At 45.3% G+C, this 25,653-nt stretch carries 26 protein-coding genes, 3 tRNA genes and 3 pseudogenes; 19 read left to right on the forward strand and 13 right to left on the reverse strand.

The annotated features are described in order from the left end of the window. On the forward strand, window positions 1–253 hold a 253-nt coding region (locus TZ48_RS02180), incomplete at its 5' end, for a ribosome recycling factor family protein (protein WP_112478103.1). A gap of 60 nt (window positions 254–313) precedes the next feature. On the opposite strand, the gene TZ48_RS02185 is transcribed toward TZ48_RS02180, so the two are convergent. The 3 genes from TZ48_RS02185 to TZ48_RS02195 form a co-directional block, all read right to left on the reverse strand. Further along, entirely contained in the window at window positions 314–1,420 is a 1,107-nt protein-coding gene (locus TZ48_RS02185) for a M20/M25/M40 family metallo-hydrolase (RefSeq protein WP_112478104.1), read from the reverse strand. A 115-nt stretch (window positions 1,421–1,535) separates the two neighbouring features. Continuing rightward, window positions 1,536–2,048 (reverse strand): DMT family transporter, encoded by a 513-nt coding sequence (locus tag TZ48_RS02190; protein ID WP_162674457.1) that lies wholly within the window; start codon window positions 2,046–2,048, stop codon window positions 1,536–1,538. After that, on the reverse strand, window positions 1,997–2,455 hold the full coding sequence (locus TZ48_RS02195; protein WP_112478106.1) for a DMT family transporter: 459 nt from the start codon (window positions 2,453–2,455) through the stop codon (window positions 1,997–1,999). Before TZ48_RS02195 ends, TZ48_RS02190 begins: the two co-directional genes overlap by 52 nt. A 102-nt stretch (window positions 2,456–2,557) precedes the next feature. Between TZ48_RS02195 and TZ48_RS02200 the strand changes: the two genes are divergently transcribed. Continuing rightward, window positions 2,558–3,475, forward strand: coding sequence for a LysR family transcriptional regulator (locus TZ48_RS02200; protein ID WP_112478107.1), 918 nt, complete (start codon window positions 2,558–2,560; stop codon window positions 3,473–3,475). A 41-nt stretch (window positions 3,476–3,516) separates the two neighbouring features. Here the strand turns inward: TZ48_RS02200 and TZ48_RS02205 are convergent, their stop codons facing one another. Beyond that, the gene (locus tag TZ48_RS02205) at window positions 3,517–4,224 is read right to left on the reverse strand and encodes a glycerophosphodiester phosphodiesterase family protein (RefSeq protein ID WP_112478108.1); all 708 of its coding nucleotides are present in this window, start codon (window positions 4,222–4,224) and stop codon (window positions 3,517–3,519) included. 110 nt (window positions 4,225–4,334) lie between these two features. Here TZ48_RS02205 and TZ48_RS02210 point away from each other — a divergent pair. Beyond that, window positions 4,335–5,095, forward strand: a pseudogene (locus TZ48_RS02210) (MBL fold metallo-hydrolase). Between the two features lie 10 nt (window positions 5,096–5,105). On the opposite strand, the gene TZ48_RS02215 reads toward TZ48_RS02210, so the two are convergent. Further along, the gene (locus tag TZ48_RS02215; protein ID WP_112478109.1) at window positions 5,106–5,642 is read right to left on the reverse strand and encodes a lipocalin family protein; all 537 of its coding nucleotides are present in this window, start codon (window positions 5,640–5,642) and stop codon (window positions 5,106–5,108) included. A 139-nt stretch (window positions 5,643–5,781) separates the two neighbouring features. On the opposite strand from TZ48_RS02215, the pseudogene TZ48_RS02220 reads away from it, so the two are divergent. The 3 genes and pseudogenes from TZ48_RS02220 (at window position 5,782) to TZ48_RS02230 (ending at window position 6,821) form a co-directional block, all read left to right on the forward strand. After that, window positions 5,782–6,448, forward strand: a pseudogene (locus TZ48_RS02220) (DUF2726 domain-containing protein). 180 nt (window positions 6,449–6,628) lie between these two features. Then, window positions 6,629–6,705, forward strand: a tRNA-Val gene (locus TZ48_RS02225). A gap of 39 nt (window positions 6,706–6,744) precedes the next feature. Next, window positions 6,745–6,821: transfer RNA gene (locus TZ48_RS02230), tRNA-Val, on the forward strand. A gap of 170 nt (window positions 6,822–6,991) precedes the next feature. Here the strand turns inward: TZ48_RS02230 and TZ48_RS24615 are convergent. The 8 genes from TZ48_RS24615 to TZ48_RS24290 all read right to left on the reverse strand — a co-directional run bounded on the left by TZ48_RS24615 (window position 6,992) and on the right by TZ48_RS24290 (window position 13,513). Further along, window positions 6,992–7,246 carry a hypothetical protein gene (locus TZ48_RS24615; RefSeq protein ID WP_239670664.1) on the reverse strand — a complete coding sequence of 85 codons (255 nt, stop codon included), beginning with the start codon at window positions 7,244–7,246 and terminating at the stop codon, window positions 6,992–6,994. Between the two features lie 161 nt (window positions 7,247–7,407). Continuing rightward, window positions 7,408–7,980: a hypothetical protein gene (locus TZ48_RS24620; RefSeq protein ID WP_239670665.1), complete on the reverse strand. Its 573-nt coding sequence runs from the start codon at window positions 7,978–7,980 to the stop codon at window positions 7,408–7,410. Window positions 7,981–8,297: 317 nt separating this feature from the next. Then, entirely contained in the window at window positions 8,298–8,570 is a 273-nt protein-coding gene (locus TZ48_RS24625) for a hypothetical protein (protein ID WP_239670666.1), read from the reverse strand. Between the two features lie 256 nt (window positions 8,571–8,826). Beyond that, window positions 8,827–9,222, reverse strand: coding sequence for an ATP-binding cassette domain-containing protein (locus tag TZ48_RS24635; RefSeq protein WP_275426392.1), 396 nt, complete (start codon window positions 9,220–9,222; stop codon window positions 8,827–8,829). Then, window positions 9,222–10,070, reverse strand: coding sequence for a putative selenate ABC transporter substrate-binding protein (locus TZ48_RS02245; RefSeq protein ID WP_112478110.1), 849 nt, complete (start codon window positions 10,068–10,070; stop codon window positions 9,222–9,224). The genes TZ48_RS24635 and TZ48_RS02245 overlap by 1 nt, the downstream gene beginning before the upstream one ends. Window positions 10,071–10,158: 88 nt before the next feature. Then, window positions 10,159–12,003, reverse strand: coding sequence for a SelB domain-containing protein (locus tag TZ48_RS02250; RefSeq protein WP_162674458.1), 1,845 nt, complete (start codon window positions 12,001–12,003; stop codon window positions 10,159–10,161). Beyond that, a complete protein-coding gene (gene selA / locus TZ48_RS02255) occupies window positions 11,963–13,396 on the reverse strand; it encodes an L-seryl-tRNA(Sec) selenium transferase (protein ID WP_112478112.1) in 1,434 nt (477 codons plus the stop codon). The genes TZ48_RS02250 and selA overlap by 41 nt, the downstream gene beginning before the upstream one ends. Window positions 13,397–13,421: 25 nt before the next feature. After that, window positions 13,422–13,513, reverse strand: a tRNA-Sec gene (locus tag TZ48_RS24290). Window positions 13,514–13,679: 166 nt separating this feature from the next. Here TZ48_RS24290 and selD point away from each other — a divergent pair. From selD to TZ48_RS02300, 13 genes and pseudogenes are all read left to right on the forward strand, one after another. Then, on the forward strand, window positions 13,680–14,726 hold the full coding sequence (gene selD, locus TZ48_RS02260; protein WP_162674459.1) for a selenide, water dikinase SelD: 1,047 nt from the start codon (window positions 13,680–13,682) through the stop codon (window positions 14,724–14,726). 295 nt (window positions 14,727–15,021) lie between these two features. Next, window positions 15,022–16,472: pseudogene (gene focA / locus TZ48_RS25675) on the forward strand (formate transporter FocA). Window positions 16,473–16,536: 64 nt separating this feature from the next. Beyond that, a complete protein-coding gene (locus tag TZ48_RS02270) occupies window positions 16,537–17,157 on the forward strand; it encodes a 4Fe-4S dicluster domain-containing protein (RefSeq protein WP_112478136.1) in 621 nt (206 codons plus the stop codon). Next, window positions 17,158–17,328, forward strand: coding sequence for a hypothetical protein (locus TZ48_RS24295; protein ID WP_162674460.1), 171 nt, complete (start codon window positions 17,158–17,160; stop codon window positions 17,326–17,328). Between the two features lie 69 nt (window positions 17,329–17,397). Beyond that, complete coding sequence (locus tag TZ48_RS02275; RefSeq protein WP_239670667.1) at window positions 17,398–18,699, forward strand: proton-conducting transporter transmembrane domain-containing protein; 1,302 nt, start codon at window positions 17,398–17,400, stop codon at window positions 18,697–18,699. 59 nt (window positions 18,700–18,758) lie between these two features. Beyond that, window positions 18,759–19,190, forward strand: coding sequence for a hypothetical protein (locus tag TZ48_RS24650; protein WP_239670668.1), 432 nt, complete (start codon window positions 18,759–18,761; stop codon window positions 19,188–19,190). Beyond that, window positions 19,190–20,143: a respiratory chain complex I subunit 1 family protein gene (locus TZ48_RS02280; protein ID WP_112478113.1), complete on the forward strand. Its 954-nt coding sequence runs from the start codon at window positions 19,190–19,192 to the stop codon at window positions 20,141–20,143. Before TZ48_RS24650 ends, TZ48_RS02280 begins: the two co-directional genes overlap by 1 nt. Window positions 20,144–20,153: 10 nt before the next feature. Next, window positions 20,154–21,659 (forward strand): hydrogenase 4 subunit D, encoded by a 1,506-nt coding sequence (locus tag TZ48_RS02285; RefSeq protein ID WP_112478114.1) that lies wholly within the window; start codon window positions 20,154–20,156, stop codon window positions 21,657–21,659. A gap of 9 nt (window positions 21,660–21,668) precedes the next feature. Beyond that, window positions 21,669–22,313, forward strand: coding sequence for a hydrogenase 4 membrane subunit (gene hyfE, locus TZ48_RS02290; protein ID WP_112478115.1), 645 nt, complete (start codon window positions 21,669–21,671; stop codon window positions 22,311–22,313). A 4-nt stretch (window positions 22,314–22,317) separates the two neighbouring features. Continuing rightward, window positions 22,318–23,898, forward strand: a complete 1,581-nt coding sequence (locus TZ48_RS02295) for a hydrogenase 4 subunit F (protein WP_112478116.1) — start codon at window positions 22,318–22,320, stop codon at window positions 23,896–23,898. Window positions 23,899–23,908: 10 nt separating this feature from the next. Next, window positions 23,909–24,103 (forward strand): hypothetical protein, encoded by a 195-nt coding sequence (locus TZ48_RS25680; protein ID WP_275426393.1) that lies wholly within the window; start codon window positions 23,909–23,911, stop codon window positions 24,101–24,103. Beyond that, the gene (locus TZ48_RS25685; RefSeq protein WP_275426394.1) at window positions 24,073–24,312 is read left to right on the forward strand and encodes a hypothetical protein; all 240 of its coding nucleotides are present in this window, start codon (window positions 24,073–24,075) and stop codon (window positions 24,310–24,312) included. Before TZ48_RS25680 ends, TZ48_RS25685 begins: the two co-directional genes overlap by 31 nt. Next, entirely contained in the window at window positions 24,291–25,652 is a 1,362-nt protein-coding gene (locus TZ48_RS02300) for a hydrogenase large subunit (protein WP_275426395.1), read from the forward strand. The genes TZ48_RS25685 and TZ48_RS02300 overlap by 22 nt, the downstream gene beginning before the upstream one ends. The last annotated feature ends 1 nt before the right edge of the window (window position 25,653 follow it).

The following is a 25,653-nucleotide window of genomic DNA, read 5'->3' on the forward strand; positions in this document are numbered from 1 at the left end:
TACGCTAAAGCGTATCAGACGCTCACGCAATTGGACGCTGAGCGGAGAGCCTTCGGCATTATCAAAGTTCTCTATCGAGGCCAATGTCGGTTGGATCTCTGTAGCGATAGATAAAGTCCTAGATGGCTACAAGTCGCCCATTCAAGAAGTCCTAGAGAGAGAGCCTGAGATCACGGTTGCTGATTTGATGTATCAATCTGGGTGCACGCTGGCAGAAGCTCGTGCGGCGATTGATGAGTTTGAAGATTTGTAATGATAAAAAAGCCGCCTTGCTATGAGCAGAAGCGGCTTCTTTTTTACTTTTACTGTGTGATTACGCGGTCACGTAGCTAATCACAAAGTCGGTGATTTTCACCATGTCATCAACAGCGATGAACTCTTCTGTGGTGTGGACTTTAGACATACCGGTAGATAGGTTTACTGTTGTCAAACCTTTCTCGTTGAAGTTGTTCGCATCGCTGCCACCACCAGTGTGTTTGGTGTTCGCTTCAACACCGTTTGATGCAAACACTTCTTTGATCTTCAGCACGTGTGCATCGTCTTCAGCGATAACAAACGCATCGTAAGCGCGAGTTGACTCAATCTCAACCTCTGCACCAAACTTCTCAGCAGATGCTTGGAAAGTCTCAACCATGTGGTTAACTTGTGCGGTAAGCTTGTCGCTATCTAGAGAGCGCGCTTCAGCAACAACGGTTAGCTCAGGCATAACAATGTTTGTTGCCTGACCGCCGTTAACTGAGCCAATGTTTGCTGTGGTTTGCTCGTCGATGCGCAGCAGCTTCATGTTGGAGATAGCGTCTGCTGCAACCATAGCGGCACTGATGCCTTCTTCTGGAGCAAGACCTGCGTGTGCTGGACGGCCTTTGATCTTAGCAACGATTTTTTGCTGACCAGGTGCACCAGTAACGATAGTGCCGATAGGACCGCCGGTGTCTAATACAATCGCGTTTTTCGATTGAATGTAAGACATGTCGAAGTACTCCGAGCCAAATAGACCACCTTCTTCATGAACGGTGAATGCGACCTCTATCGTTTTGTGTTCGCGGTTTTGCTCTTGTAGACAGCGTACGGCTTCCATTACTGCCGCGATACCTGATTTGTCATCGCCACCAAGGATAGTGTCGCCCTTTGAGCGGATGATGCCATCTTCGATGATAGGCTCGATACCGATGCCTGGTGTTACTGTGTCCATGTGAGCACTGAAGACAATGCTGCCTTCTTGTTTACCCTCTAAACGTCCGTAGACGTTGAAGCCATTGGTGTATTGCTCAGGTACTGGCAATTTGCTTACCACAAAGCCTAGCTCACCAAGTTGCTCAGCGATCGCTTCAGCGACGGCTTTTTCGTTGCCAGATTCACTGTCGATTTTTACTAGTTCACAAAAATGGTTTACGAGGCGCTCTGTATTTACTTGAGTCATGGGGTCACTTCACGTTATGAAACAGGGAAGACCACTTTACACGTTACCGAACCCCCAAGACCTGAGATAAATCAATAAAAGTGTCGCCTTGTAGTTAATCTGACTGTCTTTCTCGCTATTTTTGTTCTGAAAATTTGTAACAAGCTGCAATAGTAGTGGTTATGACAATGAAGCATCCAAGCCACTGCAATATTGACATGGTTTCACTTAGGAACACGCTAGCAAACAGCAATCCAAACATGGGCTCAGTTCCCATAAGCAGCGATGCCTGACTGGCGGGCAAGTGTTTGACGGCGTAATTTTGCACGAAGAACGCGAGCAATGTGCAGCACAGCGCCAAGTAGAGAAGACTCATCCAGTCGCGGCTATTGAGCGTTTGCAGAGTGCTTATCAGTGCGGGTCTATCAGAGTCCAATAAAACGAGACAGAAACTGATGAGCGTCACTACCGACAATTGGATTAGGGTGATGATTTCAATTTGTAATGGTGTTCTAGTAAACGCTTTTCGGCATGTAACCACCATCACAGCTCGAAGCAGGGCTGCAATGATCACTAAGCCAACACCCAGATTTAAGCTCAGCTCACTAGGCTTGCGATCATCACCATGCCAGCAAAACCTATGCTGCAAAACAGCATGATTCCCTTGGGAAGTTTAACTTTGAGCCAAGCCGTTTCGAGTAATGGTGTAAACAGCACGCAAAGACTAATCAGTACCGCAACTTGCCCAGCTTGAGCCAATTTAACAGCCCACGTTTCAGTTAAGAAAATGCAGCTTAAGATAAGCCCTGTTGAGATTCCGACTTGTAGGTAGCGGCACCACCGAGAAGTGAATACTCTGATTTGTTGTTTGAAATAGATAACGCTCATCAGGACGGCGCAGCTAATGGCAAAGCGAACCAAAAGCAGTTCAACTACGGAGAGTTGATTCAGTATCTGCTTGGAGACACCGTAGCTCGTGCCCCAAACAATCGAAACTATCAGTAAACCTATGATTGCCCAATGAAATGAGATCTTGTTAGCGAAATTTGTTTCCATATGCGTCGTTGTAATAAAGTCTAATGCAAGTATATGTTCTACTATGCTAGCTTATGAATATAAGCGTGATAATACTTCCAAACTTCATAGGACTTGTGACTAATGGACACAAATAAGCTCATGGCACTACTGCCAGACATCGTGGCGTTCGTCACGGTTGTTGATTCAGGTAGCTTTACAGCAGCGTCGCAAAGATTGGGAGTAACCCCATCAGGTGTTAGCCGTCAGATCAGTCGTCTAGAGGCCGCTTTAAATGCAGATTTGCTCGAGCGCACGACGAGAAAGCAAGTGACAACTGAAATGGGCAAAGTGGTGTACGAATTCAGTCAGAAGATCATTGATTCTGCTGACGATATTGTCCACGTGACCAGCCAAGAGTTAGGTGAGGTGACAGGCGAGCTGCGCATTGCAGCGCCTAAAGCGTTTAGCCGCCGTATTTTACAACCACTGATGCTTGAATTTTTAGCCAAATACCCCAAAGCCAAACTACGTTTGATGGTCAGTGACGAGTTTGTTGACCCGTTTGGGCATAACCTTGACTTTGTGTTTGAACTGACTCACTTCCCGAGGGAAAACCTGGTTGCGAAGTCGCTAGGGCATACCAATGCGGTTCTGTGCGCCAGTCGAAGTTATTTGCAATCACGTGGTATTCCTTTTCATCCTGACAACTTAACGCAACATGATTGCCTCTACCTTAATGAGCAGCCAAATGACAATGTTTGGCGTTTTTCTAAGGGAGGCGAGGATGTCAAAGTAGAGGTAGAAGGGTCTTACTCGGTCAACCATTCAGAAATTCGCCTTAACGCAGTTAAGCAAGGATTAGGAATAGGCATATTCCCAGAGTTTGTGGTTGAAGAGGCGATTCAAAACGGTGAAGTCATTCAAGTGCTTCCTGAATGGCGAGTGATCTCACGCTATCAAGGTGAGATCACGTTGCAGTTTCCTCAGTCTAAGTTCATGCCGGCTCGAAGACGCGCGTTTATCGACTTTATGGTCACATCGCTAAACCCAGAACCTTAGATCGACCGGAGAGCGGTAAGTTAAGCCCCGGATGATCTCGATTAAACAAAGCGTGTTGGATAGTCAGTAAAGATGGCGTCTACTCTATCTATGTGTTTGAACGATTTAGGGTTGTTTACGGTGTAACACCAGATTTCGACTTCGAGTTCACGCAGCATATTAATGTGATTAGCGGTTAGCCATTTGTAGTCTAAATGGCAACTGAATGCGTTGACGTTTTGAATGCTGGCAATTGCTTTGCGGTTTAAACGCTTGGCGAGAACCCCCAGACGTGTACCCAATTTTGCTTCGAACAGTGCTTGCATCACTTCAGCGCTGAAGCTGGAGATAATAAGGCATTCTCTATCAATCGGATGGATATCCAGCACTGATTTGAGCAAAGAGACAACATGGTTGGCGTCGTGGCGATCGATCTTGATCTCAAGGTTGATGCACATATTGTGCTGGTGACAAAAATCGAGCAACTGTACTAGCGTCATGATGCGTTGTTGCTCGAACGCTTCTGACTTCCAAGCGCCAAAATCAAGCTTACTAAGCTGTTCTAGCGTTTGTTCGTCAATGCGCCCCTTTCCGTTGCTGCAGCGGTTCACTGTGTGGTCGTGACAGACCACTAAAACATCGTCTTTGGTTGGTTGAATATCCACTTCAATCCATTGCAATCCTAGCGCGTGCGCCTGTTGAATACTGACCATGGTGTTCTCTGGGTGAGTCCCTGCTACACCTCTATGACCAACATAAATGACACTCATAAATGAACCTCAGAAAGCGATGTCTATCGCTATATATAATAGGGCTTGTTGCAATGTTGTTAATATCAGGTTATCTTGCATCAAGGTTGTCTGACCAGTTAGCAAGGCTTATGAAAATCCATCAGATTTCAGGTTATATCCAACAGATCTATCTCGCTGAGTATCCAGATAAATTGCTGTTACTGGACGGCGCAAGCCGAGCCGATGTCGGCACGATTTTACGCTATATTCGGGACGAACTGAATCGTCCTGTTTCCGATCTCAAAGCCATAGTCGTCACGCATATGCACCCCGATCACGCCGGAGCCGCTCATAGATTGAAAGCGCTGACTGGGGCGGAGATTGTCTCCAATGAGCAGCCAAAAGCTTGGTATGCGGGGATCGATGGTGTGGCCATGCACCTGACCGATTTGATTTTGGTTGGTATATGGCAAATCGAATGGGTAAGCCCAAGCGCAACTTATGGTACCGACGTAAACTCAAAGTCGACCATGCGGTGGGTGATGGTGACACATTACCGTATTTTGACGATTGGCAGGTGCTCACGACGCCTGGCCATACAGATCGCGACATTTCAGTATACAATGCCAAGCAGTCGACGGTTTATGTGGCGGATCTTATGGTCGAGGTCAAGCAGCGGCTGATTGCACCTTTTCCTGTATTTCATCCCAATCAATATCGAAACTCGATCGATAAAATATATAACCTCAATGCGGAGCAGGTGCTACTTGCTCATCGTGGCCCCGTCTCGTTTGATGAAAAGGCGAAGCAACATATTCTCGAAACAGCGCCAAGAAGACCGGTGACTCATTGGCGCGTGACGAAGATTAAACTTAAAAGCTTAGTCAAATCTCTGCTCGCTAGAGGTTAGCGAGCAAGCGCTAGTTCACTTGAGCTTTGTCGTGTTTGGGGAAGATTAAGTTCTCAGTATCAAATCCAGCGACGTTTGCGCGTTCTACATACTTCTCAAGCTGATTGGATTCAATCGACGGTGTTCGAGAAAGGATCCAAAAATAATCAGAGTTATAGCCGCTTACCAATGCGACTGAATAGTCAGGTTCTAGGTAATAGACAACATAACTGCCATAGAACGGTCCGAAGAAGGATACTTTCAGATGAGCAACGTCTTCAGACTCGACAAACTTAGCTTTTCCTACCGCTTCAGACCATTCCAAATCTTCCGTATCCCAACCACGATTGAGTACTTTTACGCTGCCGTCGTCATTAAGGGAGTAGGTAGCAGAGACGTTATCCAAACCGCGCTCAAAGCTGTGGTCGAGTCTCGCGACTTCGTACCATTTACCAAGATAACGGTCGAGCTCAAAGTTGTTCACGGGTTTAACGCTCTCCGGCATGCCTGTACAGCCAAGGAGTAATACGCTGATAGAAATCAGCAAACATTGACGTAGTAGTTTCATCCTAAAACCTTTAGTAGATTGGTTACTTATTGAATATACGTCATTTTGTGTCGGTAAGACTACAAAGATTGCATCTATTAGGTATTGCGCTTAATCTGAGCAAGTATTGTCTATTTAGCCATTGGGTATTGCTAAAAACATGTTTGAGATTTTTATCGTCTTTGCTCTGCTGGTGGGCTTTTCCATGGCTGCGCTTAAATACTTTGTAAAACAGGAAGATACCAAGTCGTATCAATACAAAGTGAAAGGCCCCATTTTATCTTCTGCGCAAACGGCGTTTTTATAATGCTTTAAAAGAGGCCGTGGGCGACCATGGGGTGATACTGACCAAGGTTAGTATGGCAAACGTTGTGACACCCCAGCAAATGAAAAGCAAGAAGCAGTGGTTTATCGCCAATAACGTGATCGCCAAAAGTTATTTTGATTTCGTCGTCTGTGACCCAAGAACCATGCAGCCGCGCGTTATCATAGAGTATGATAATGGCCAGAAGCTGCACAAAGGCAAAATCGAGCGTCAGCGGCTGATCATGCAAGTGTGTAAATCAGCGAATATCCCGCTGATTGGTGCTTCGGTAAAGCTCAGCTATCAAGTGGGCAAAATTCGCCGTTTACTTGCCGCTCACATCGACTTGATAGAGCCGGACAAAGAAGTTCGCTTCTGTAAGCGTTGCGGCAGTCCAATGACCATTAAAACAGCCATGCAAGGTGAGTTCAAAGGACGACGCTTTTTCACATGTAGCCGCCAACCGCTGTGCCAGTACACAGAGAACTATAATGTGGTGTTTGACGACGAACAATCGGCATAATTCGTCAGTTTATTGATTGCAATCATTTGCCAAAGAGCTGATAGCCTTCACATTTTTTAGGCTCCGACGCATAAAAAAGAGTCGATTTGATGGCGATTAGACCAAACGGTATCAAAAACACAAAAATGTGCTTGCACAGCTAAGGTAGTCTGGTTAATATCCTTCTCGTTCCAGAGAGATGGGTCCGTAGCTCAGTTGGTTAGAGTACTACCTTGACATGGTAGGGGTCGGCGATTCGAGTTCGCCCGGACCCACCATCCTTCTCTGAATGCTTATTCAGAATGGAACAAAAATTTGGGTCCGTAGCTCAGTTGGTTAGAGTACTACCTTGACATGGTAGGGGTCGGCGATTCGAGTTCGCCCGGACCCACCAAATTTTCGAAAAAGCCCGCTTTTAAAGCGGGCTTTTTTGTATCTGGCGCTTACGAAACTATCTCCGAAGCGCTAAGATTTAGTAGAGTGTTTTTTACCTAAAAGACTAATATACCCCACTTAACTAGCAACTTTTTGCCCTAGACCTTTGTTAGGAGATTGGGCCTGCTTCTAAAGCGAGCCTTTCTGTATGGTGCATGTTTGATCATTCAAACTGGAGCAACCTCTGATATTGACGCCTTGAATTGAATTTACTGTGTTGTATCTCTGCAAGTGACGTGAAGTCGCATCAATCGCAAGGTTGAGAAGAGCGGTGATGAAGATATAGAAAATTGCACGATCAAAACGAATATCTTCAAATGCGGAGTCTACATAAAAACCGAGTGTCGCCACTCCCAACACACCAAGGATCGCGGTTTCACGCATAATCACTTCCCAACGATAAAAAAGTAGTGCGAGAAAGCGGCTGTATACTTTTGGTAGTACTTCGTACAGATAGATAGATACCAAACACCCAACGCGAAGACACCCAGTATTATCGATTGGTGTATCTATTCGCAGTTGCACTTTATTGGCAAAGTTTGCGATTAAGAAGCGAGAAGCCCGCCATTGTGAAGTGCCAGTGCAAGAACGGCCGGTAACATTGACGGCCCAAATAATAGTAAGAATACAAATGCTAATATTACTTCTGGTGTTGAGCGCAAAACTATCAAAAAACCTTGACCAAAAACGCGGAAGTGACTGCCAACAAAGAGCTTCATGTTGAGCGGGAATAGCATTAGAGTGAGAATAGCTGATGCTACCAGTGCAATCTGAGTGAGCACTATAGTGTTAATCACGCCTTTTAAAACTTCCCCGTTCATTAATGATGAATACCATTGTAGTGTTTCAGCAACAACTTGTAGATTCACGTCGTCCGCATTACGTAGCGGTGCGGGCCAGATATCGTTTGTTAGAAATTGTACAAATAATGGCCAGTTGGTTGCTTCAAAGTCCGGAAGATAAAACCAAGCCATAACAATCAAGATCGGTAGTGCTTTTGGCTTTAACCAAATGTTAATTGATGCAACCAACAGATAGAAAAGGATTAATATTGCGCCGGCTTGAGAGTAGTTGCCTTCGCTAAAGGCACTCTCTAAATGAAATCCTAATGTTGGCAAACCTACAAAACCAAGTACAGCGCTGGTGCGAAGTGCACACTCGAAGCGGTATCGGGTGTAACTGACTAATTGATGCCATGCTGGGGCTAATTTGGTATAGATGAAAAGATTGACGGCACCCGCTAAGTGGGAGATCGCGAACGTTGGTGTTTTGTCAATCTGATCCAAAGTTTCAGCGTAAACTTTGGCGAATGTACATGCGTAAGGAACAGTGATCGCGAGCAGTCCGGTAAGTGGACTGAGTCCAAAAAGCTGCAGAAAAATAAGTGCCCAAAATAGTTCATGGATTGAGCGAAAGAATGCGCAACAGAGTCTAATCAGGCGATGATGGAATAGCAGCGAGAGGAAAATACCAATAACTGCGCCAAAACAAACCCCAACAAAGCAAAGCTTAAGGTGTAGCAAAGGGCTTCAATGAGGTTTTCTGTCGCATTAAAATCTGGGGTGAGTAGCCCAATTAGAATTCTTCCTAACTCAGTCCACGGGTCGAAAGTGCTGACCTCGATGTCTCCAACCATTGCGCATGCGATGGCGACAACGACAAAAGTGACACTCAGTTTCCATTGAGTACGACCAGAGCTATTAATCATGGTTGGTAGAGTTGGTTGAGCGACACAATGCTAACTTGGTTAGCGGGCTTATCAAAAGCGATGCGCCCCTGCTTGAGACCAATAATTCGATTGAAACATCTGATTGCCAATTTACGATCATGAATAGCAACAATTACGGTATCATGAGTGTTGCAGATGTGTGAAAGCAGAGAGAGTGCTTGGAGCTCATCTAAGTTTGATACGGGTTCATCGCCCATAAATACGGGCTTGGCTCGGTACAAAGCACGTCCTATCGCTACTCGTTGTCGTTGTCCCCCGATAGCTTATCTACTGAAATTGTCATCTTGTCCGTCAAGTTCAAAACGTTAGCTATCGCTTTCACTTCATTCCAGCGCTTGGAAATAGGTTTGATGAGATTGAATAGGTTACTAAATGTACCAAATTGCTCTAACCGGCCCATGTAGATATTGTTGTAAACGCTCAGCGGTTCTACTAGACCATGATCCTGAGGACAGAGAGCCGTTTGTTCTCTCAGGTGCAAGTAAAGTTCGTGAAGCAATGTTGATTTACCGACACCGCTCGTACCAACCAGCGCAATCTTCTCCCCTTTATCAATGGTGAGGTTGACGCCTTGCATCACTGTATTGCCTTCATAGCCCAGTGATGCATTATTAAGCTCTAAAAGCTTCATTAATCGATCAGGCCAATTGAACGGGCGACATCTTCTACCGGTTGAAAGTCTTTGTTGCTAGCCGGAACAAACGCCTGTCGAGGGAAACTGGCTAGCAATTCAGGGTCTTTCATTTCAAGGAGAGCTTGTGTGAGCTTCTCTTTTAAGCTTGTGCCGAATTGCTCATCAATGTCACCTCGAACACTCCATTGATAATCTGGATAAGCGGGTGTTTTCCAAACAACGGCGACTTTATCGAGGTCTATTTTTCCCGCTTTTAGCTCATTTTCCCAGACTTTATAATTAACTGCTCCAACTTGGTAAGCACCGGCTTGGACTTGAGCAATAGTACGACTGTGGTCACCTGAGAAGCCAACTCGTTTAAAAATCTGTTGAGGGGATTGGTTAAAATGCTCACGTAAGAAAAATTCAGGCATCAGACGGCCTGAGGTTGAGCCCTTGGAGCCGAAGGTAAATGTTGTACCAGCCATATTATTTGGAAGAGACTCAGAGAGCTTGATACCTGTTGATGAATGCGCGATGAAGTAGGTTTTAAAAAACTGATCTTCATACCCCTGAGCAATAGCTTCTGAACCGGGGACGATGCCTCGAGCACGAACCCCTGAGAGTCCACCAAACCAAGCCAACTGCACTTGATTGTTTCTGAATGCGGTCACAGCAGCAGCGTACGATTTTACAGGAACATATTTTACATCGACATTGGTCTGTTCACTTAAGTAGGCTGCTACTTTATCGAATCGCTCACGCAGGCGACTTTCGTCTTCGTCTGGTATAGCGGTAAAAGTTAGGGTCTTAGCGACACTGAAAAAACTCATAAAACATAAAAAGCATGCAATGGCTACTCGCATCTGTTCTTAACTCCTGTAATGGCGGTTTAACTTATGTAATTGATTTAAAGTTAACTTTTTCTTTGATGTTAGGAATGCGTTTCAACACTTAGTCTATACGAAGCACTAAGCGTGTATTCTCCCGGCGGGCTAAGTATCCGTCTCGTTCCATGCGATTTACCAAAGGAAGCAGGTACTTTCGCGAGAGCGCGACGCGTTGTTTGATTTCTTGCAAAGTTACTTCGTCCCTCGGTTGGAACCCCGCCAAAACTTTGTTGGTTAATGTTCGGTATATTGTTGTGTCAAAGTAGATGTTATCGCTTATCGCAGTGATGTATTTTTTGTGGGCTAATAGCCTGAGCCATTGCACTTTATAGCTGTAGTGACTTTTGTCGCGTTCAAACCCCTTTGAACCGAAGCTACGGATGTGCTCTAACAGTTGCAATTCCTCCGAAGAAAGATCGTCTTCACTTTCGCCATCACCCAACTGCCACTTGCCGTTGAAGCGCACGATTTTGGCCTTTTGCTTCAGGTTTAGGAGTATGATTTCGGTGATACCTAGCTCCAACTCAAGCAGATGAGCGAGTTCAGTATTCGACAGTGTCCTGTGAGCACTGATGGTTTTATATGCTTGTTCTTCAACTTGATTAAACCAATCTTGCTCAATGATGTAACCTTTTTGAGAAAAGGCGTTGTCTATCATTTCTAAAGGTTCACTGCTCTTGCAGTAACCCATTGACCTGAGAGTTATAGTCACTCTGTCGATATTGCCACGCGCCGAATACATACGATCCAGTTGTTGAAGCAATGCTCTTTTTGACGATCTTGGCACATGCTCATCCCATGCGATCATGCCTGCAGCAAGAACTTTACCCTCGTTGAGGGCGAGAAAGACCATGTTTTGATTCAATTGAACGGGCATCTTGGTATCAAAAACGACTCTATAGAAACGACCACCATTAACCTTTATCAAAGTCGCTTCTATAGCTTTAGTGCCCAAACACGCGAGCACTCGTTTATTGGGCCGACGGTTCATGGGTATTTGTCCAAGGCAGTTGGACAAGGTTTGGTTAATGCAAGGTTTTATTATGCATTGTGTTACTACTCGGATATTTTTGTTTTTAGCTGCGCGTAGTAAAGAGCCTCGTACTAATTTTTGTTTAGGAATCCCCTTAAGAATAAGAGCGACTCGATTCTTGCCCTCAATTTGTGCAACGTGATTACCAATGGCTTGAACCGCTCGTATCTTTCCCTCTATACCATCCGGCTCCAGCACCACTTTGTCACCCACAGCCAAGACTCCTTGGGACAGAGTGCCGGTAATAACGGTACCGACACCCTGAATCGAAAATGACCTATCGATATAAAGGCTTGATGATGCTTGCGTCGCGTCTGCTGGTGAATCTATTTCTTGTGCGTATTGGCATAGATGGCGTTTTACATCATCGACACTTGCTTCATCATAGATACTGGTCGTGATGATATCGGGAACCAGCCCTGAGCAGTCCATTATTGTTTCAAGGACTTCCTCTTCCACTTGTTCAAGTTCACGCTTGGAAACCATATCGGCTTTGGTTATGCAAACTATGATACGTTCTACACCCATTGCAACAGCAATTTGGGTGTGAGTAATGGTCATGGCCATACAGCCTTCTGTTGCTGCTACAACCAGTAACATGACATCTATTTGCGATGCACCAGCGACCATATTCCTCAAATACCTTTCATGACCTGGCACATCAGTGATAGCTACCTCAATGCCCGTTGTTGTCGTAAAGTGAGCAAAATTGATATCTTGGGTCATTCCCAACTTGCGTTCAAGCGCTCGCCGCGTATCTTTTCCTGTTAGTGCTCTGACGAGAGACGTTTTTCCGTGATCAATGTGCCCACCGAGCCCAACAATTAAACTCGGCTTAAAACGGGAGTCTTGGCTGGTTAGGTCGGAGTTTGACAAAGCAATGCTCCTTTTGCACTGTTGCAATCCACTTGGTACTTACTAGATAGTCGTTGAGCTGTCGACAGAAAACGTCCATCTCGTGTTCAAGGACGCTTGAGACGTTGAGTACAAAACGCCCTTTGCTGATGTAACCAATGATCGGAGTAGGCATTCTACGGAACTGTTCTAGGTGATCTTGTGGACTACCTGGTAAATGAAACTCGAATCCCATTGAACTATAGGTCTGAAAAGGTGCAGCTCCGCCGCCAATTTGGGTTTCAAGTTGGCAAACTGACAATAGCGGATTCCAATACTCGGCAAACTGCTCTAAGTAATTAACTTCGTCTTGTCGATTTAGCGAAGAGACACAATGGGAGGATTGCTTGTTCAACTTACGGATCAGCAGCGACTCTAAAAGAGACAATACTAATCGACCAGAGCGAAACGTACGAAACATGGGGTGCTTGTTTAGTTTAGTGACCAACTCTTGACGGCCAACAATCAGTCCGGACTGGGGTCCTCCGAGTAATTTGTCTCCAGAAAAACACACCAAATCAACTCCTTTCCGTAGATAGGTATCGATCGAACGTTCTCGAGGAAGGTCAAATTCGTTGCAAAACCCAGAACCTTGATCGACCATAATGTGAATATGCTTTGGGGTATTTTTGACAAGGTTGTCTAAATTGGGTTCTTGGCAAAAGCCATCAATGGTGAAGTTAGATTTGTGCACCAGCAGTATTGCAGCGGTATTCTCATTAATGGCATCTAGGTAGTCATTTTCGTGGGTGATGTTGGTGGTGCCGACCTCGACCAATTTGGCGCCCGTTGCTGCAAGAATATCTGGTATCCGAAATCCACCACCAATCTGAACCAGTTCGCCCCTTGATACAATAACTTCTTTATCTTTAGCGAGCGCAGATAACATAAGGAAAAGTGACGCTGCGTTGTTATTTACAACAATGGCATCCTCACATCCAACCCACTGTGAAAGTAAACGGGGAAGTAAGCCGTGTCTCTGCCCACGTTTACCTGTAGTAAGGTCAATTTCCAGATTACAAAAGCCGGTATTGATTTCTGTCACATCTTGCCAAACCTCTCGATCAATCGGTGAGCGCCCAAGGTTGGTATGAATCAATATACCGGTAGCATTAATCACTTTTTTCTGTTTGTAAGCAAATATTCGCTCGCACTCTTCAACGATGGAGGCGATGACAGCATAATCATGGTATGCCCCATGCTTAAATTCTTCCGTGGCTCTTATTTCGCTCAGAATTTGACGGACGATACTTGTGACGAGAGGAGTACTGAGTAAACGACAAAATGGATTGATTTGTTCATTATTAACTAAATTGTCAACTCGAGGAAGCCGAAAATTAATGTTCTGTAGTTCTTTTAAGTTGCTAACGTTCATATATTAGAAACTCACTATATATTCGTGGCGGAAGAGGCAGGAATCGAACCTACCAGAACTTATATAGCTCACATCGGTTTTGAAGACCGAGAGGGCCACCAGACCCCATCTCATTCCTTTTAATAAAAACTTATTGGATTATCTGGAATCAAACTTTGATTTAAATCATAAAATCCAACAATGAGTGGCTGATTATAGATATTGTGATTTTAATTGCAGAATTAATTATGGAGCTAAATAATCATAAATATATAGACGTACACGTAAACATATGGTGATTACAATGAAAGATGTAAGGCTCACTCAATACAGTCCCGGTGGAGGATGCGGTTGTAAGCTGTCTCCGAAGGTATTACAAAAAATACTTAACTCTAAAGTTCCGATTCTATCTGATAGCAATTTGCTGGTAGGTAATGACACTAAAGACGATGCTGCAGTATATGACTTGAATAATGGAACTGCGATCATTAGTACGACGGACTTTTTCACTCCAATCGTTGATAATCCTTTTGATTTCGGCAGGATAGCAGCGACGAATGCGATTAGTGACATTTATGCTATGGGTGGTCGCCCAATTATGGCGATAGCTATTCTAGGATGGCCAGTATCAAAGTTATCAGAAGATGTCGCATCACAAGTGATTGATGGAGCGAGGACTGTATGTAAGGACGCGGGTATCTCTCTGGCGGGTGGGCATTCTATTGATATATCCGAGCCTATCTTTGGGCTCGCGGTGACGGGAGTTGCACCAACCGAATCGATTAAGTGCAACAGCACTGCGCAGGTGGGCGATGTGCTTGTTTTGACCAAGTCCATTGGTATTGGTGTTCTCAGTCAGGCTGAAAAAAAATCGTTACTTAAGCAGGAACATCAGGGTGTTGCGGTAGAGACAATGTGTCAGTTGAACCGCGTAGGGGAACAACTATCAGAACTCAAGTATGTGACCGCTATGACTGACGTTACTGGGTTTGGGCTGGGTGGTCATCTTATCGAAATGTGTGAAGGTGCAGGCGTAAGCGCTCGAATCAATTTTGATGACATTCCGTTACTATCAGGCGTTGAATACTATATTGAACAAGGCTGTACCCCGGGAGGGACACGCAGAAACTTTGATAGCTATGGCGCGAAGCTGTCTGCACTTAGCGATTATCAAAAGGCGCTTTTGTGCGATCCTCAGACATCCGGTGGGCTATTAGTTGCGGTACGTCCAGAGCGGGTGTCAGAGCTAAAAAGCATGTTGCATGCTTGTGGTTTTAAAGGTCATGAAATTGGAGAAATTACAGAGTCTTGCGGGGAAGCACACCATATCGCAATTGTAACTGTCACATAAATTTTCAACGTTTCTAATATAAAAAAGAGATAAGTAACTATTTTTTATCTCTTTTTTTATATTCAAATTCCAGTGACGATATAGTCACTAGTGTCGATTAGTGTGTCGAAATATCCCTCTGTTCGTGATTTTAGTCACATAGATACACGTAATTTGTTAGCTTTAACTTGGCTCAAAATTTGCAATTAACTACTTAGTGATCATGTCGTGTCTTTTTTGGAAAATGGACTCGAGAAGTAGGTCTTTTGTAGCGAGTTGTCTGGGATATGACAACGATAATTTTGAGGACGAAAATATGTCAACGAGTACCGCAAAAAACAACTTGTTATTTTCGCCACCAGAGATGATGGCGGAAGCTGAAAAGTTCGCGCTCAGTAAAACTAAAAAATCAAATAAGATGACTATTGGGTTAGCTATGATGGCTGGCGCATTTATTGGGATTGCGTTTTTATTTTATATAACGGTGACGACGGGAAATAGTGCAGGCTGGGGGTTAGGTAGGCTGGCAGGAGGTTTAGCATTTAGTTTGGGTTTGGTGCTGGTTGTATTGTGTGGGGGTGAACTTTTTACTAGCGTTGTACTTTCAGCAATATCCTATGCCAATAAACAAATTAGCTTCTCCAAAATGTTATCTGTTTGGGGAAAGGTGTATGCCGGCAATTTTATAGGGGCATTAGCGCTTTTGGCCATCGTTATGACTGCGGGTATGTACGGGATGAATGGAGGTGCCTGGGGGTAAATGCACTTAATATTGCCCAGCACAAAGTTCACCATACGTTTGGTCAAGCCTTTGCCCTTGGTATTTTGTGTAATACTTTGGTGTGTTTGGCTGTATGGCTAACATTTAGCTCTGCCAACGCAATGACCAAAATGGCCTTAATTATTATGCCTGTTGCTATGTTTGTCTCGAGTGGCTTTGAGCACAGTATTGCAAATATGTTCATGATCCCACTTGGAATTGCTATCTACAATTTTGCACCAGCAGAGTTTTGGTCTGTGACCGGTTTAAGTGCAAGTGCCTATGCTGACCTCACTGTTTCTAACTTTCTATTTGCTAACTTAATTCCAGTGACACTCGGCAATATTGTCGGAGGGGCAGGTTTAGTAGGGCTCGCCAATTGGGCTATTTACCATAAACCAGAGGTGGCACAGGTGAGGACCTCTTCAGTAACACACCTGCCTCAACTTGCACCATCAAAAGGCGGTGAACAAATAGATCAGAGCATTTTAGTCAAAGACTTTATGGATAAATCTCCGGTAGTGCTGCTTGAAAAAGCGCCTATTGGTATCGCAATGGATCGCATGCTTGAGGCTAATGTTTCGGGCGCTCCAGTTTGCGACCATGAGGACAACCTTGTTGGTTTCGTTTCTGCTCATGACGTGATGGTTGAGCTGTGGTGTAAAGAGTACAACGTGAAATCGGGTCAAAGGGTTGGAGACTTAATGGTTCGTGAGGTATTGGCAGTCAATGCGAGTGACCGACTATTGGATGTGGCAGAGTTCTTATGCATTGACAAGGAACAGTTGTATCCATCTACGAGTAGCGGCGTCATTACAACGATGAGCAGCGCGTCACTAGAAGAAAGGGCTCGCTCGATGCGTGTCAATAAACCTCATACTTTGCCTGTACTTGAAGACGGTAAATTTGTCGGTGTTCTGAGTCATCAACACATTTTGAAAGCGATGCGACCAATGTACGAAACCACGGCGCAAGTTGAAGGTGGTGTTGAGGCAGTAGGTGCGTAGCGCGTTTTTCAGTGTGGCTGGTGACTAGGAAGTGAAACCAGCCACGTTTTTAGAAGGGAAAGCTATGAAAAGTTTTGTTGTTGCAGACCCAAAGAAGTGTATTGGATGCAGTACGTGTATGGCGGCATGCTCTGAAGTACACAAAGCGCAAGGTCTGCAGGGGCATCCGAGGTTGAACTTGGTAAAACATAACGACAGCACTGCGCCAGTCGCATGCCGTCACTGTGAGGATGCGCCTTGTGCAGCTGTTTGTCCGGTGGGAGCAATCGTTGCAGACGATGCAGGAGTCTTTATTAAAGAAGCCGTTTGTGTGGGGTGTACTTTGTGTTCAGCAGCCTGTCCTTTTGGCGCCATTTCGTTAGATGGCAGTCGTCCGGTCGCTATGGCGACGAGTTATGACACCTACATCCCATCGACACCACGAAGCAGTAACCCAAGTACGTCGGTGCCATCAACGTTCGGCTCGGACTTGCTGGTGTGGGAACCTGGTGTAAAGAGTATCGCGGTCAAGTGTGACTTGTGTCGTTCTAGAGGTGAGGGGCCAGCGTGTATCGCTACTTGTCCGATGGATGCAATTTCATTGGTTGATGTAGAAGCTGTGAACGTTGCATCTGACACGAAACGTAGACAGGCTGCCTGCGATATGCAAATTGAAGGGATGTCCGCTAAAGGACTGGAGGGCTAAATGATGGTCGCGACAGATTGGTTGTTGGTTGCGGTAGGGTGTCACCTTCTAGCAAGTATTGTCAGTTTGCTTGGTAATAGTAAGCGCGAGGCTCAATTGCTTGTTATAACAGGGGTGCTTACCGCTTTAGCAGGGGCAGTGGTGTTATTGCTGCTGTGTTTTCATTACTGAGTGGTGGTTCAGTTCCAATTGAATTGCCGAGCGTTTTTTTATTTCTCTGAACTTGTAGTGCATTTTGACATGCTAGCCAGTTATATGGTGTTGGTTATCTCTTTAATTGCGCTAGCATCTGGTATTTATGCGATAGATTACTTGCAGGAATATGTCGGAAAAGGAGCGTGGGCAATTACGTTTTTCTTGAACATATTTGTGGTCTCCATGATAGCTGTGATCGTCGTTGCGAACAGTTTCTATTTCATTATCTTCTTCGAGATGATGTCGTTCGCTTCCTATTTTCTCGTATTGGTTGAGCAGAATGGCAAGAGTGTTCGGGCTGGTTTGCAGTACTTTATTATCGCCCATGCTGGGTCAGTCTTTATTATGGTGGCGTTTTTCTTACTGTATCAAGAGACGGGCAGCCTAAACTTTGCAGATTACAGCAATCTAGCACTCTCTCCAGCCAAGGCATCCATTATCTTTGTGTTAGCGTTTTTGGGTTTTGGAGCCAAAGCAGGGATGATTACTTTGCACGCTTGGTTGCCTCTAGCTCACCCAGCGGCTCCGTCTCACGCTTCGGCGTTGATGTCTGGCGTTATGGTCAAAATTGGTGTGTTTGGAATCATCAAATTTGGCTTAGTGTTTCTTGGGGCGTCTCAAGCGTGGTGGGGTTATGTCGTTTTAGCATTTGGCGCGCTGTCTTCCGTTCTCGGCGTTATGTACGCGCTTGCTGAGCATGACATTAAACGATTACTGGCTTATCACACCGTTGAAAATGTGGGTATCATTTTGCTGGGTGTCGGTGTTGCGATGATCGCGACAGCACACAATAGTCCAGTGATTGCTGCTATCGGTTTGTTGGGTGCCTTGTATCACTTACTCAATCATGCGGTATTTAAGAGCTTACTCTTCTTTGGTGCGGGATCTGTCATCTACCGCATTCACACGAAAGATATGGACTCCATGGGCGGCCTCGGAAAGCTGATGCCATACACGGCCGTTGCTTTCCTCATCGGAACAATGGCCATTTCTGCATTACCACCTCTTAACGGGTTTGTTAGTGAGTGGTTTATTTATCAATCGTTGTTTTCTATCAGCCAGCAACCTCAGTTGGTGATGATGATTGCAGGTCCTATTGCCATCGTGATGTTAGCGATCACCGGCGCATTGGCATGTATGTGTTTTGTTAAAGTCTATGGCCTCTGTTTTGGCGGAGCTCCTCGTTCTGAAGCGGCTCAATCTGCGACTGAAGTTCCTGCCACTATGGTGACCAGTACATGGTTCCTCGCGCTCTTATGTGTCGGTTTGGGAGTTGGCGCACCCTGGGTTGCTCCTCATATCAGCGCGGTAGCGAGCAGTGTTTTGGCGATGCTACGGTTGAGGTAGCGCAGGCAACAACAATATACCCTGGTGATATTAGTCAAGCCACACTGTCGACACCAGTCATGGCAATAATGCTTGGGGCAATAGCGTTGGTCGTGCTACTTGCAGTGAAACCTTTTGGTCGTCATCGTTTGGAGCGACGAATTAAGGGTGAGCCTTGGGCTTGCGGCTATAAATTTGAGAACAGTATGACGGTTTCTGCAAGTGGCTTCACTCAGCCACTGCGCTCAATGTTTGCGCCTGCTTACCGTATCAGAAATATCCTTGACCCATCTCATTGGATGGCAGGGACACTCAGAACGACGACTCAATTTGCCAAGCGTATCGAACCATCATTTGAGGTCTACTTAATTGATCCAGGACGCAAGGCAATTAGCTACCTATCTTCTTATGCCAGTAAAGTGCAAGGCGGTGATTTTAGAGTCTATTGCATCTATATGATCGTTGCGCTTTTGGCTTTACTCATCATCCCATTTACATCGGGAGTTAAATAATGCCTGAACTCACGACTTTATCTACCCAATGGGTTGTTCTTGGCGCGCTTCAAGCAGCATTGGTGCTGACGTTGGTGCCCTTGGCAACCGGGTTTTCACGCTTAATTCGAGCCCGCATGCATTCGCGTCGAGGGGCGGGAATTTTACAGGAATATCGGGATCTCAACAAACTGCTCAGACGACAAGCTGTCGGCCCTGCGAACTCAGGTTTGTCTTTTAAGATCATGCCCTGGATTTTGGTTGTGACGATGCTTCTCATCGTCATCGCCCTTCCTGTGCTGACCTACCGCTCTCCAGTGCCAATGTCTGGAGACTTAATTACCGTCATCTATCTGTTTGCTATTTATAGATTCTTCTTCTCATTGTCTGGCATAGATAGCAATAGCATGTTCGCGGGCATCGGCAGTAGTCGGGAGCTCACTATCGGGGTGTTGGTAGAGCCTGTATTAATGCTCGCGACAATTGTTGTCGCTCTTGTCGCGGGTTCGACGGACTTGAGTGTGATGGGGCAAGCGGTCGCAACTGAAGCGAGCGAATACCCCATTGTTTTGATGCTTGCCTGCGTGGCCTGTGCATTTTCTGTGTTCATTGAAATGGGCAAGATGCCATTCGATGTTGCAGAAGCGGAACAGGAAATACAGGAAGGACCATTGACAGAATACTCTGGTCTGGAACTGGCGTTAATTAAGTTGGGTCTTGGACTGAAGCAAGTTGTGATTGCAATGTTCTTTATCGCTATGTTCATACCGTGGGGTAAAGCCAACGATCTCACTGTTATTGGTTTGATTGGTGCGTTCGCGCTGTTAGTCATCAAGGTGGGCGTGTTGATGCTGTTTGTGTGTATCTTTGAAAACAGTGTCGCTCGTGTTCGCTTTGTTGATTCGGGCCATATCACTTGGTCTGCTTTTGCCTTTGCTGTGTTGGCAACGGCGTTCTATATCTTAAGTGTGTGAGGACAAGGTTATGGAATTGATTGCGTTGCTCTCCATTTTCGTTCCATTTATAGGAACATTATTCATCTTTGTATTACCTCAGTTGCGAATAGAGTCCACTCTTGAAGTGAACGGTGGTGTCGCCAGTTATGCTTATAAAGATAACAACAATTTAGTTCGCAGTTTGTGCCAGTTTGGGGCTGGTATCGCGACGTTACTTTCAGTGCTACTGGCTTTTCAGTTCTACAGTAGCGGTATGGTACCCATTACGATAGATATTGTTTCGCTTGGCAACACACTTTTGTTTGGTTTGGTTATAGACAAAGTCAGTACATTGATTTTGGTTGCTGTAGTCGCGATTGGCTTTGTTGTTGTGATGTATTCGCAAGCATACATGAGCCAAGACAACAAAGAACATGCACAAGTCGCGACACCGAGGTATTACGCTTTCCTATTAGCTTTTATTGGCGCAATGGCTGGGGTGGTCTTATCGTCAACCATCTTAGGCCAGTTGCTGTTCTTTGAGATTACTGGAGCGTGTTCTTGGGCATTAATTAGTTACTACCAAACCAACAAAGCCGGGTCCTCAGCGCTTAAAGCGCTAGTTGTTACTCACATTGGTTCACTGGGTCTATTTATTGCCGCTGCATCTTTGTTTGTTTCCACGGGTACTTTTGAACTTGCAGCGATTGCCAAGCTATCACCTGAAATGAAGGTGTTTGTTTTATTTGGGATCCTATTTGCGGCATGGGCTAAATCAGCCCAGCTGCCTCTCCATATGTGGCTTCCTGATGCGATGAATGCACCTACACCGATCAGTGCCTATTTACATGCGGCATCTATGGTCAAAGTTGGGGTGTATATTTTTGCTCGCGCAATATTGGGTGCTGATGGTGTTCCAGAGGTGGTGGCTTACATTGGCATTTTTGGAGCCACTGTCACTATGCTCTACGGCTTCCTGATGTACCTGCCGCAAAAAGATATGAAGCGCTTGTTGGCCTATTCAACCATCGCACAGTTAGCCTACATATTTTTGGCATTGTCGGTGGCGGCTCTGGGCTCGGATTTGGCATTTGAAAGTGCGGTGACATACATATTCAATCATGCATTTGCCAAGTGCTTGTTATTTTTGATAGCAGGTGCACTGAGTTATGCCTGTGGTACGCGAATGCTAAATGAGATTCGAGGACTATTGAAAGGGTCTCCAGTGCTTGCGGTCGGTTTTTGTATTGGGGCAATGACTATCGCAGGTGTTCCACCTTTAGCTGTTTTTTTCAGCAAGTTTCCTATGTTCATGGCGGGCTTTAGCCTGATAGATACGCATCCCATATTGGCGGCAATTCTTGGGATTGCTTTGATTGAGTCCCTTGGTACGTTTGCTTGGTTGCTCTATTGGTTCGGTAAGACAGTGATAGGTGAACCCTCAGAGAACGTATCGTCAATGATGCCACTTCCAATGGTTATGAAAACGACGCTCATCGCCTTGATGGTTATGTGCTTTCTATCCAGTTTCATTGCTTCTTCATGGCTAAGCTAAGGATGTGTTATGAATGAACTCATTAATAATTTAGCGGGCCTTCTTGTGGTGACTTCTTTTTTAGTTGTGATCGCTAGAGGAGTCGGTATTAGTGCTGGTTTATATGCAATACAGTCTATGGTGCTAGTCTTGCTGTTCTGCACTATTGCATATAAATATGATGCTCATAGTCTATACAGTTGGTCGGTCACGGCAGTGCTGACCAAAGTGATTCTTCTCCCCGCGATCTTGTTCTTCCAGCTACGAAGATTAAGTGATCCTGATGCGGATAAAAATCGTTTCCACCCGCTTGCGATAGCTTCAGTCGTCGCACTGCTGAGCGTTGCGAGCATACTTGTGGTTGAACCTGTTGCGCTTCCGTTAGTTGCAGACCTTAAGCCTGTATTGGCTGTGTCATTAGCTCACTTTTTTATTGGCATTCTTTGCATCGTCACAAACCGCAACATCCTAAAACAACTCTTTGGCTATTGCTTAATGGAGAATGGTGCCTCTCTAATGCTTGCACTAATGGCTCATAGCGCACCGCACTTGTTAGAAGTTGGGATCACGATTGATGCGTTTTTCACTGTGATCATTATGGTTGTTTTGTCACGTCTAGTGTTTAAAAACATTCAAACGCTTGATGCAAGCAAACTGAATGTTTTAAAGGGGTAGCGTTATGAATACGTTAGAAAACTTACTCCCGATATTAATTGGTATCCCTTTTTGTGTCGGTGCAATATCGTTATTGAACGCGTTTTTTAAGCACAGCTCTAATCGAGTGTTGGTAACCCTTCATGTTGTGAGCATTGTTTCTATTGCCGTTATCTCCAGTTTACTGGCAGTAGATGTGTTTATGTCGGGAACCTTACTCACAAGCGGTGAGTGGTTCATTTTAGATCCGTTGTCATCGCTATTCTTGGTGGTGCTTGCACTCGTTACTGTGATTACCGGAGTCTACTCAATTGGCTATATTGGTCATGAGTTTACTCATGGTGAACTTAGCGTCACTCAGTTCTCTCTTTACTATGGGCTGTTCAATGTGTTCGTAGCCACAATGATAGTGGCACTTACCACGAATAACATTGTCTTGATGTGGGTAGCAATTGAGGCGACGACAGTGAGCTCTACATTCCTAGTGGGTATTTATTTTCAGCGCTCTTCATTGGAGGCTGCATGGAAATACATCATGTTGTGCAGTATTGGTATTGCTCTAGGGTTATTTGGCACCGTGTTAACGTACGCAAATGGTGTCGCGGTGTTTGATTCGGCGACGAAAGCGTTGTTATGGACCGATATTAGAGACAACGCTGCGCTGCTTGACCCACAGCTTATCCAAATTGGATTTGTTTTCATCATGATAGGTTTTGGCACAAAGATGGGGTTATTCCCAATGCACACCTGGTTACCGGATGCACACTCTGAAGCTCCGAGTCCGGTATCTGCTTTGCTATCAGCCGGCCTATTGAACTGTGCATTTCTGGTTATTCTCAGACACTATGTCATTGGCACTGAGGTGTTAGGCAGCGATTTTACTAACGCATTTTTCATTGGGTTTGGGCTGCTATCCATTGGATTTTCCGCGTTCCTCATTTTAGTTCAGAGCGACGTTAAGCGGCTGTTGGCTTATTCAAGTGTGGAAAATATGGGTTTGATTGCACTTGCGGTAGGTCTTGGACCTCTCGGGGTGTTCGCCGCAATGCTGCATGTCATTAATCATAGTTTGGGTAAAACGCTGATGTTCTGTGGCGCAGGCAACATTATGCTCAAGTACGGGACCCGAGATATGAATGCGATTAAAGGGATTGTTAAAGTCGCTCCTTGGACCGGTGTTCTATTTGGTTGTGGTGCACTGGCACTTGCTGGAATGCCGCCTTTTAATCTCTTTATCAGTGAATTTTTGGTTATCTGCTCTGGGATTTATAGTCAGCATCCCGTGCTGACGATAGTGGTTCTTCTATTGTTAACCATCGTTTTAGCAGGTTTTGCTCGCCTAGTTTCAAAATGTGTGTTCGGAACTTCTCCAAAAGCGATGGAGAGAGGTGAGTTTGGTATCTCGACGGTTGCACCTTTGGTCGTTGTTATCGCCATGATGTTAGTAATGGGGACCAATATCCCTGCGTTTGTTGTTGATGGTGCGGATATGGCTGCACAAGTTGTGCTCAATGAAACTGAGCACTCAGTTCTTGATTCTCTCGATTTACCGTGGGGAACGTTTACTAATAATAGTGACGCTGTCACTTTGATGAGCCAAGAGTAGGAGTAGACCCATGTTGGATAGCATTCTAGATAAAGTCACGACAAGCAAAGTCGGGCAGCAGTATGTTCAGGGAGTAAGGGAGCTCTTTCCTGGCGCCATTCAAAATGAAGAATGGCAAACCAGTAATCAAGTGACGATTACCGTAAAGATGACGGCGTTGGTTGATGTAATGAAGTGGCTGTATTACGAGCAGGGGGCTGGCTAACTGTTTCCTTTGGTAACGACGAACGAAGCCTCAATGGAGGGTTTGGCGTTTATCATTCACTTTCTATGGAGGGTGAGGTGAAGTCATGGGTTGTGGTTAAGGTACTGGTGCCGGAACATGAGCCGGAGTTTATCTCAATCACACCAGATATTCCCGCTGCGGTTTGGGGGAACGCGAAATTCGGGATATGTTTGGACTTAAACCAGTAGGGCTGCCTGATGAGCGTCGCTTGATCTTACCAGACGATTGGCCAGAGGATTTGCATCCATTAAGAAAAGATGCAATGGATTACCGCCAGCGACCACAGCCGACCACCGAAGCGGAAACCTATCCGTTTGTAAACGAGCTGGGTGATGAGAGCAATCGCGTGATACCAGTTGGCCCGATGCATATTACCAATGATGAACCAGGACATTTCCGTCTCTTTGTTGAAGGAGAGCGAATCGTTGATGCGGATTATCGAATGTTCTATGTACATAGGGGTATGGAGAAACTTGCAGAGACTCGAATGGGCTATCAAGAAGTCGGCTTTTTGGCTGACCGAGTCTGTGGAATTTGTGGTTTCACACATAGTGTTGGTTATGCGAATTCAGTTGAAAACGCATTAGATGTGCCAGTTCCGGACCGAGCAAAAATGATTCGCACTATCTTGCTTGAAGTCGAGAGGTTGCATAGTCATATGTTAAACATTGGTCTCTCTAGTCACTTTGTCGGATTTGATTCCGGATTCATGCAGTTCTTCAGACTTCGAGAGAAAACAATGGAACTGGCTGAAGCATTAACCGGTGCAAGGAAAACGTATGGTCTTAATCTCATCGGTGGTGTTCGTCGAGATTTGTTAAAAGAACAACGTAAGTTAGCCATCAAAATGGTTAAAGAAGTTCGACAAGAGTTTACGGAGCTAGTTGAGGTGTTGCTCTCAACGCCAAATATTGAGAGCCGTATCTCAGGTGTTGGTGTCTTGGATAAGACCGTAGCGAGAGACTTTAGTCCTGTAGGCCCTCTAATTCGTGGTTCTGGCTTTGCTCGGGATGTTCGAGTTGTGCATGGTCAAACTTTTGAAGCCTACTCTGCTGTCCCTTCTGAAATACAGTTTTTGGATACTGGGGATGTTAAGGCAAGGGTGCTCATACGCGTACGTGAGACTTTTGACTCGCTAGATATCGTTCAATTTGGACTTGATCACCTTCCCCCAGGTGCGATCCTCACAGAAGACTTCGAGTACGTACCACACAAATTCGCTCTTGGTTACACCGAAGCGCCTCGCGGTGAAAACATTCACTGGAGTATGACCGGAGATAGTCAGAAGCTTTTCCGTTGGCGTTGCCGAGCTGCTACTTATGCAAATTGGCCAACATTACGTTATATGCTACGTGGCGCTAATGTGGCCGATGCCCCATTAATTATTGGTAGTTTGGATCCCTGCTATTCATGTACAGACCGAGTTACTGTTGTGGATACGAAAAAGCGCAGAAGCAAAACTATTCCTTACAAAGCGATTGAGCAATACAGCATCACTCGTAAGAACTCACCACTCAAAGATCTGTAGG

The organism is Vibrio variabilis (assembly GCF_003263785.1).
Classification (GTDB): Bacteria; Pseudomonadota; Gammaproteobacteria; order Enterobacterales; family Vibrionaceae; genus Vibrio; species Vibrio variabilis.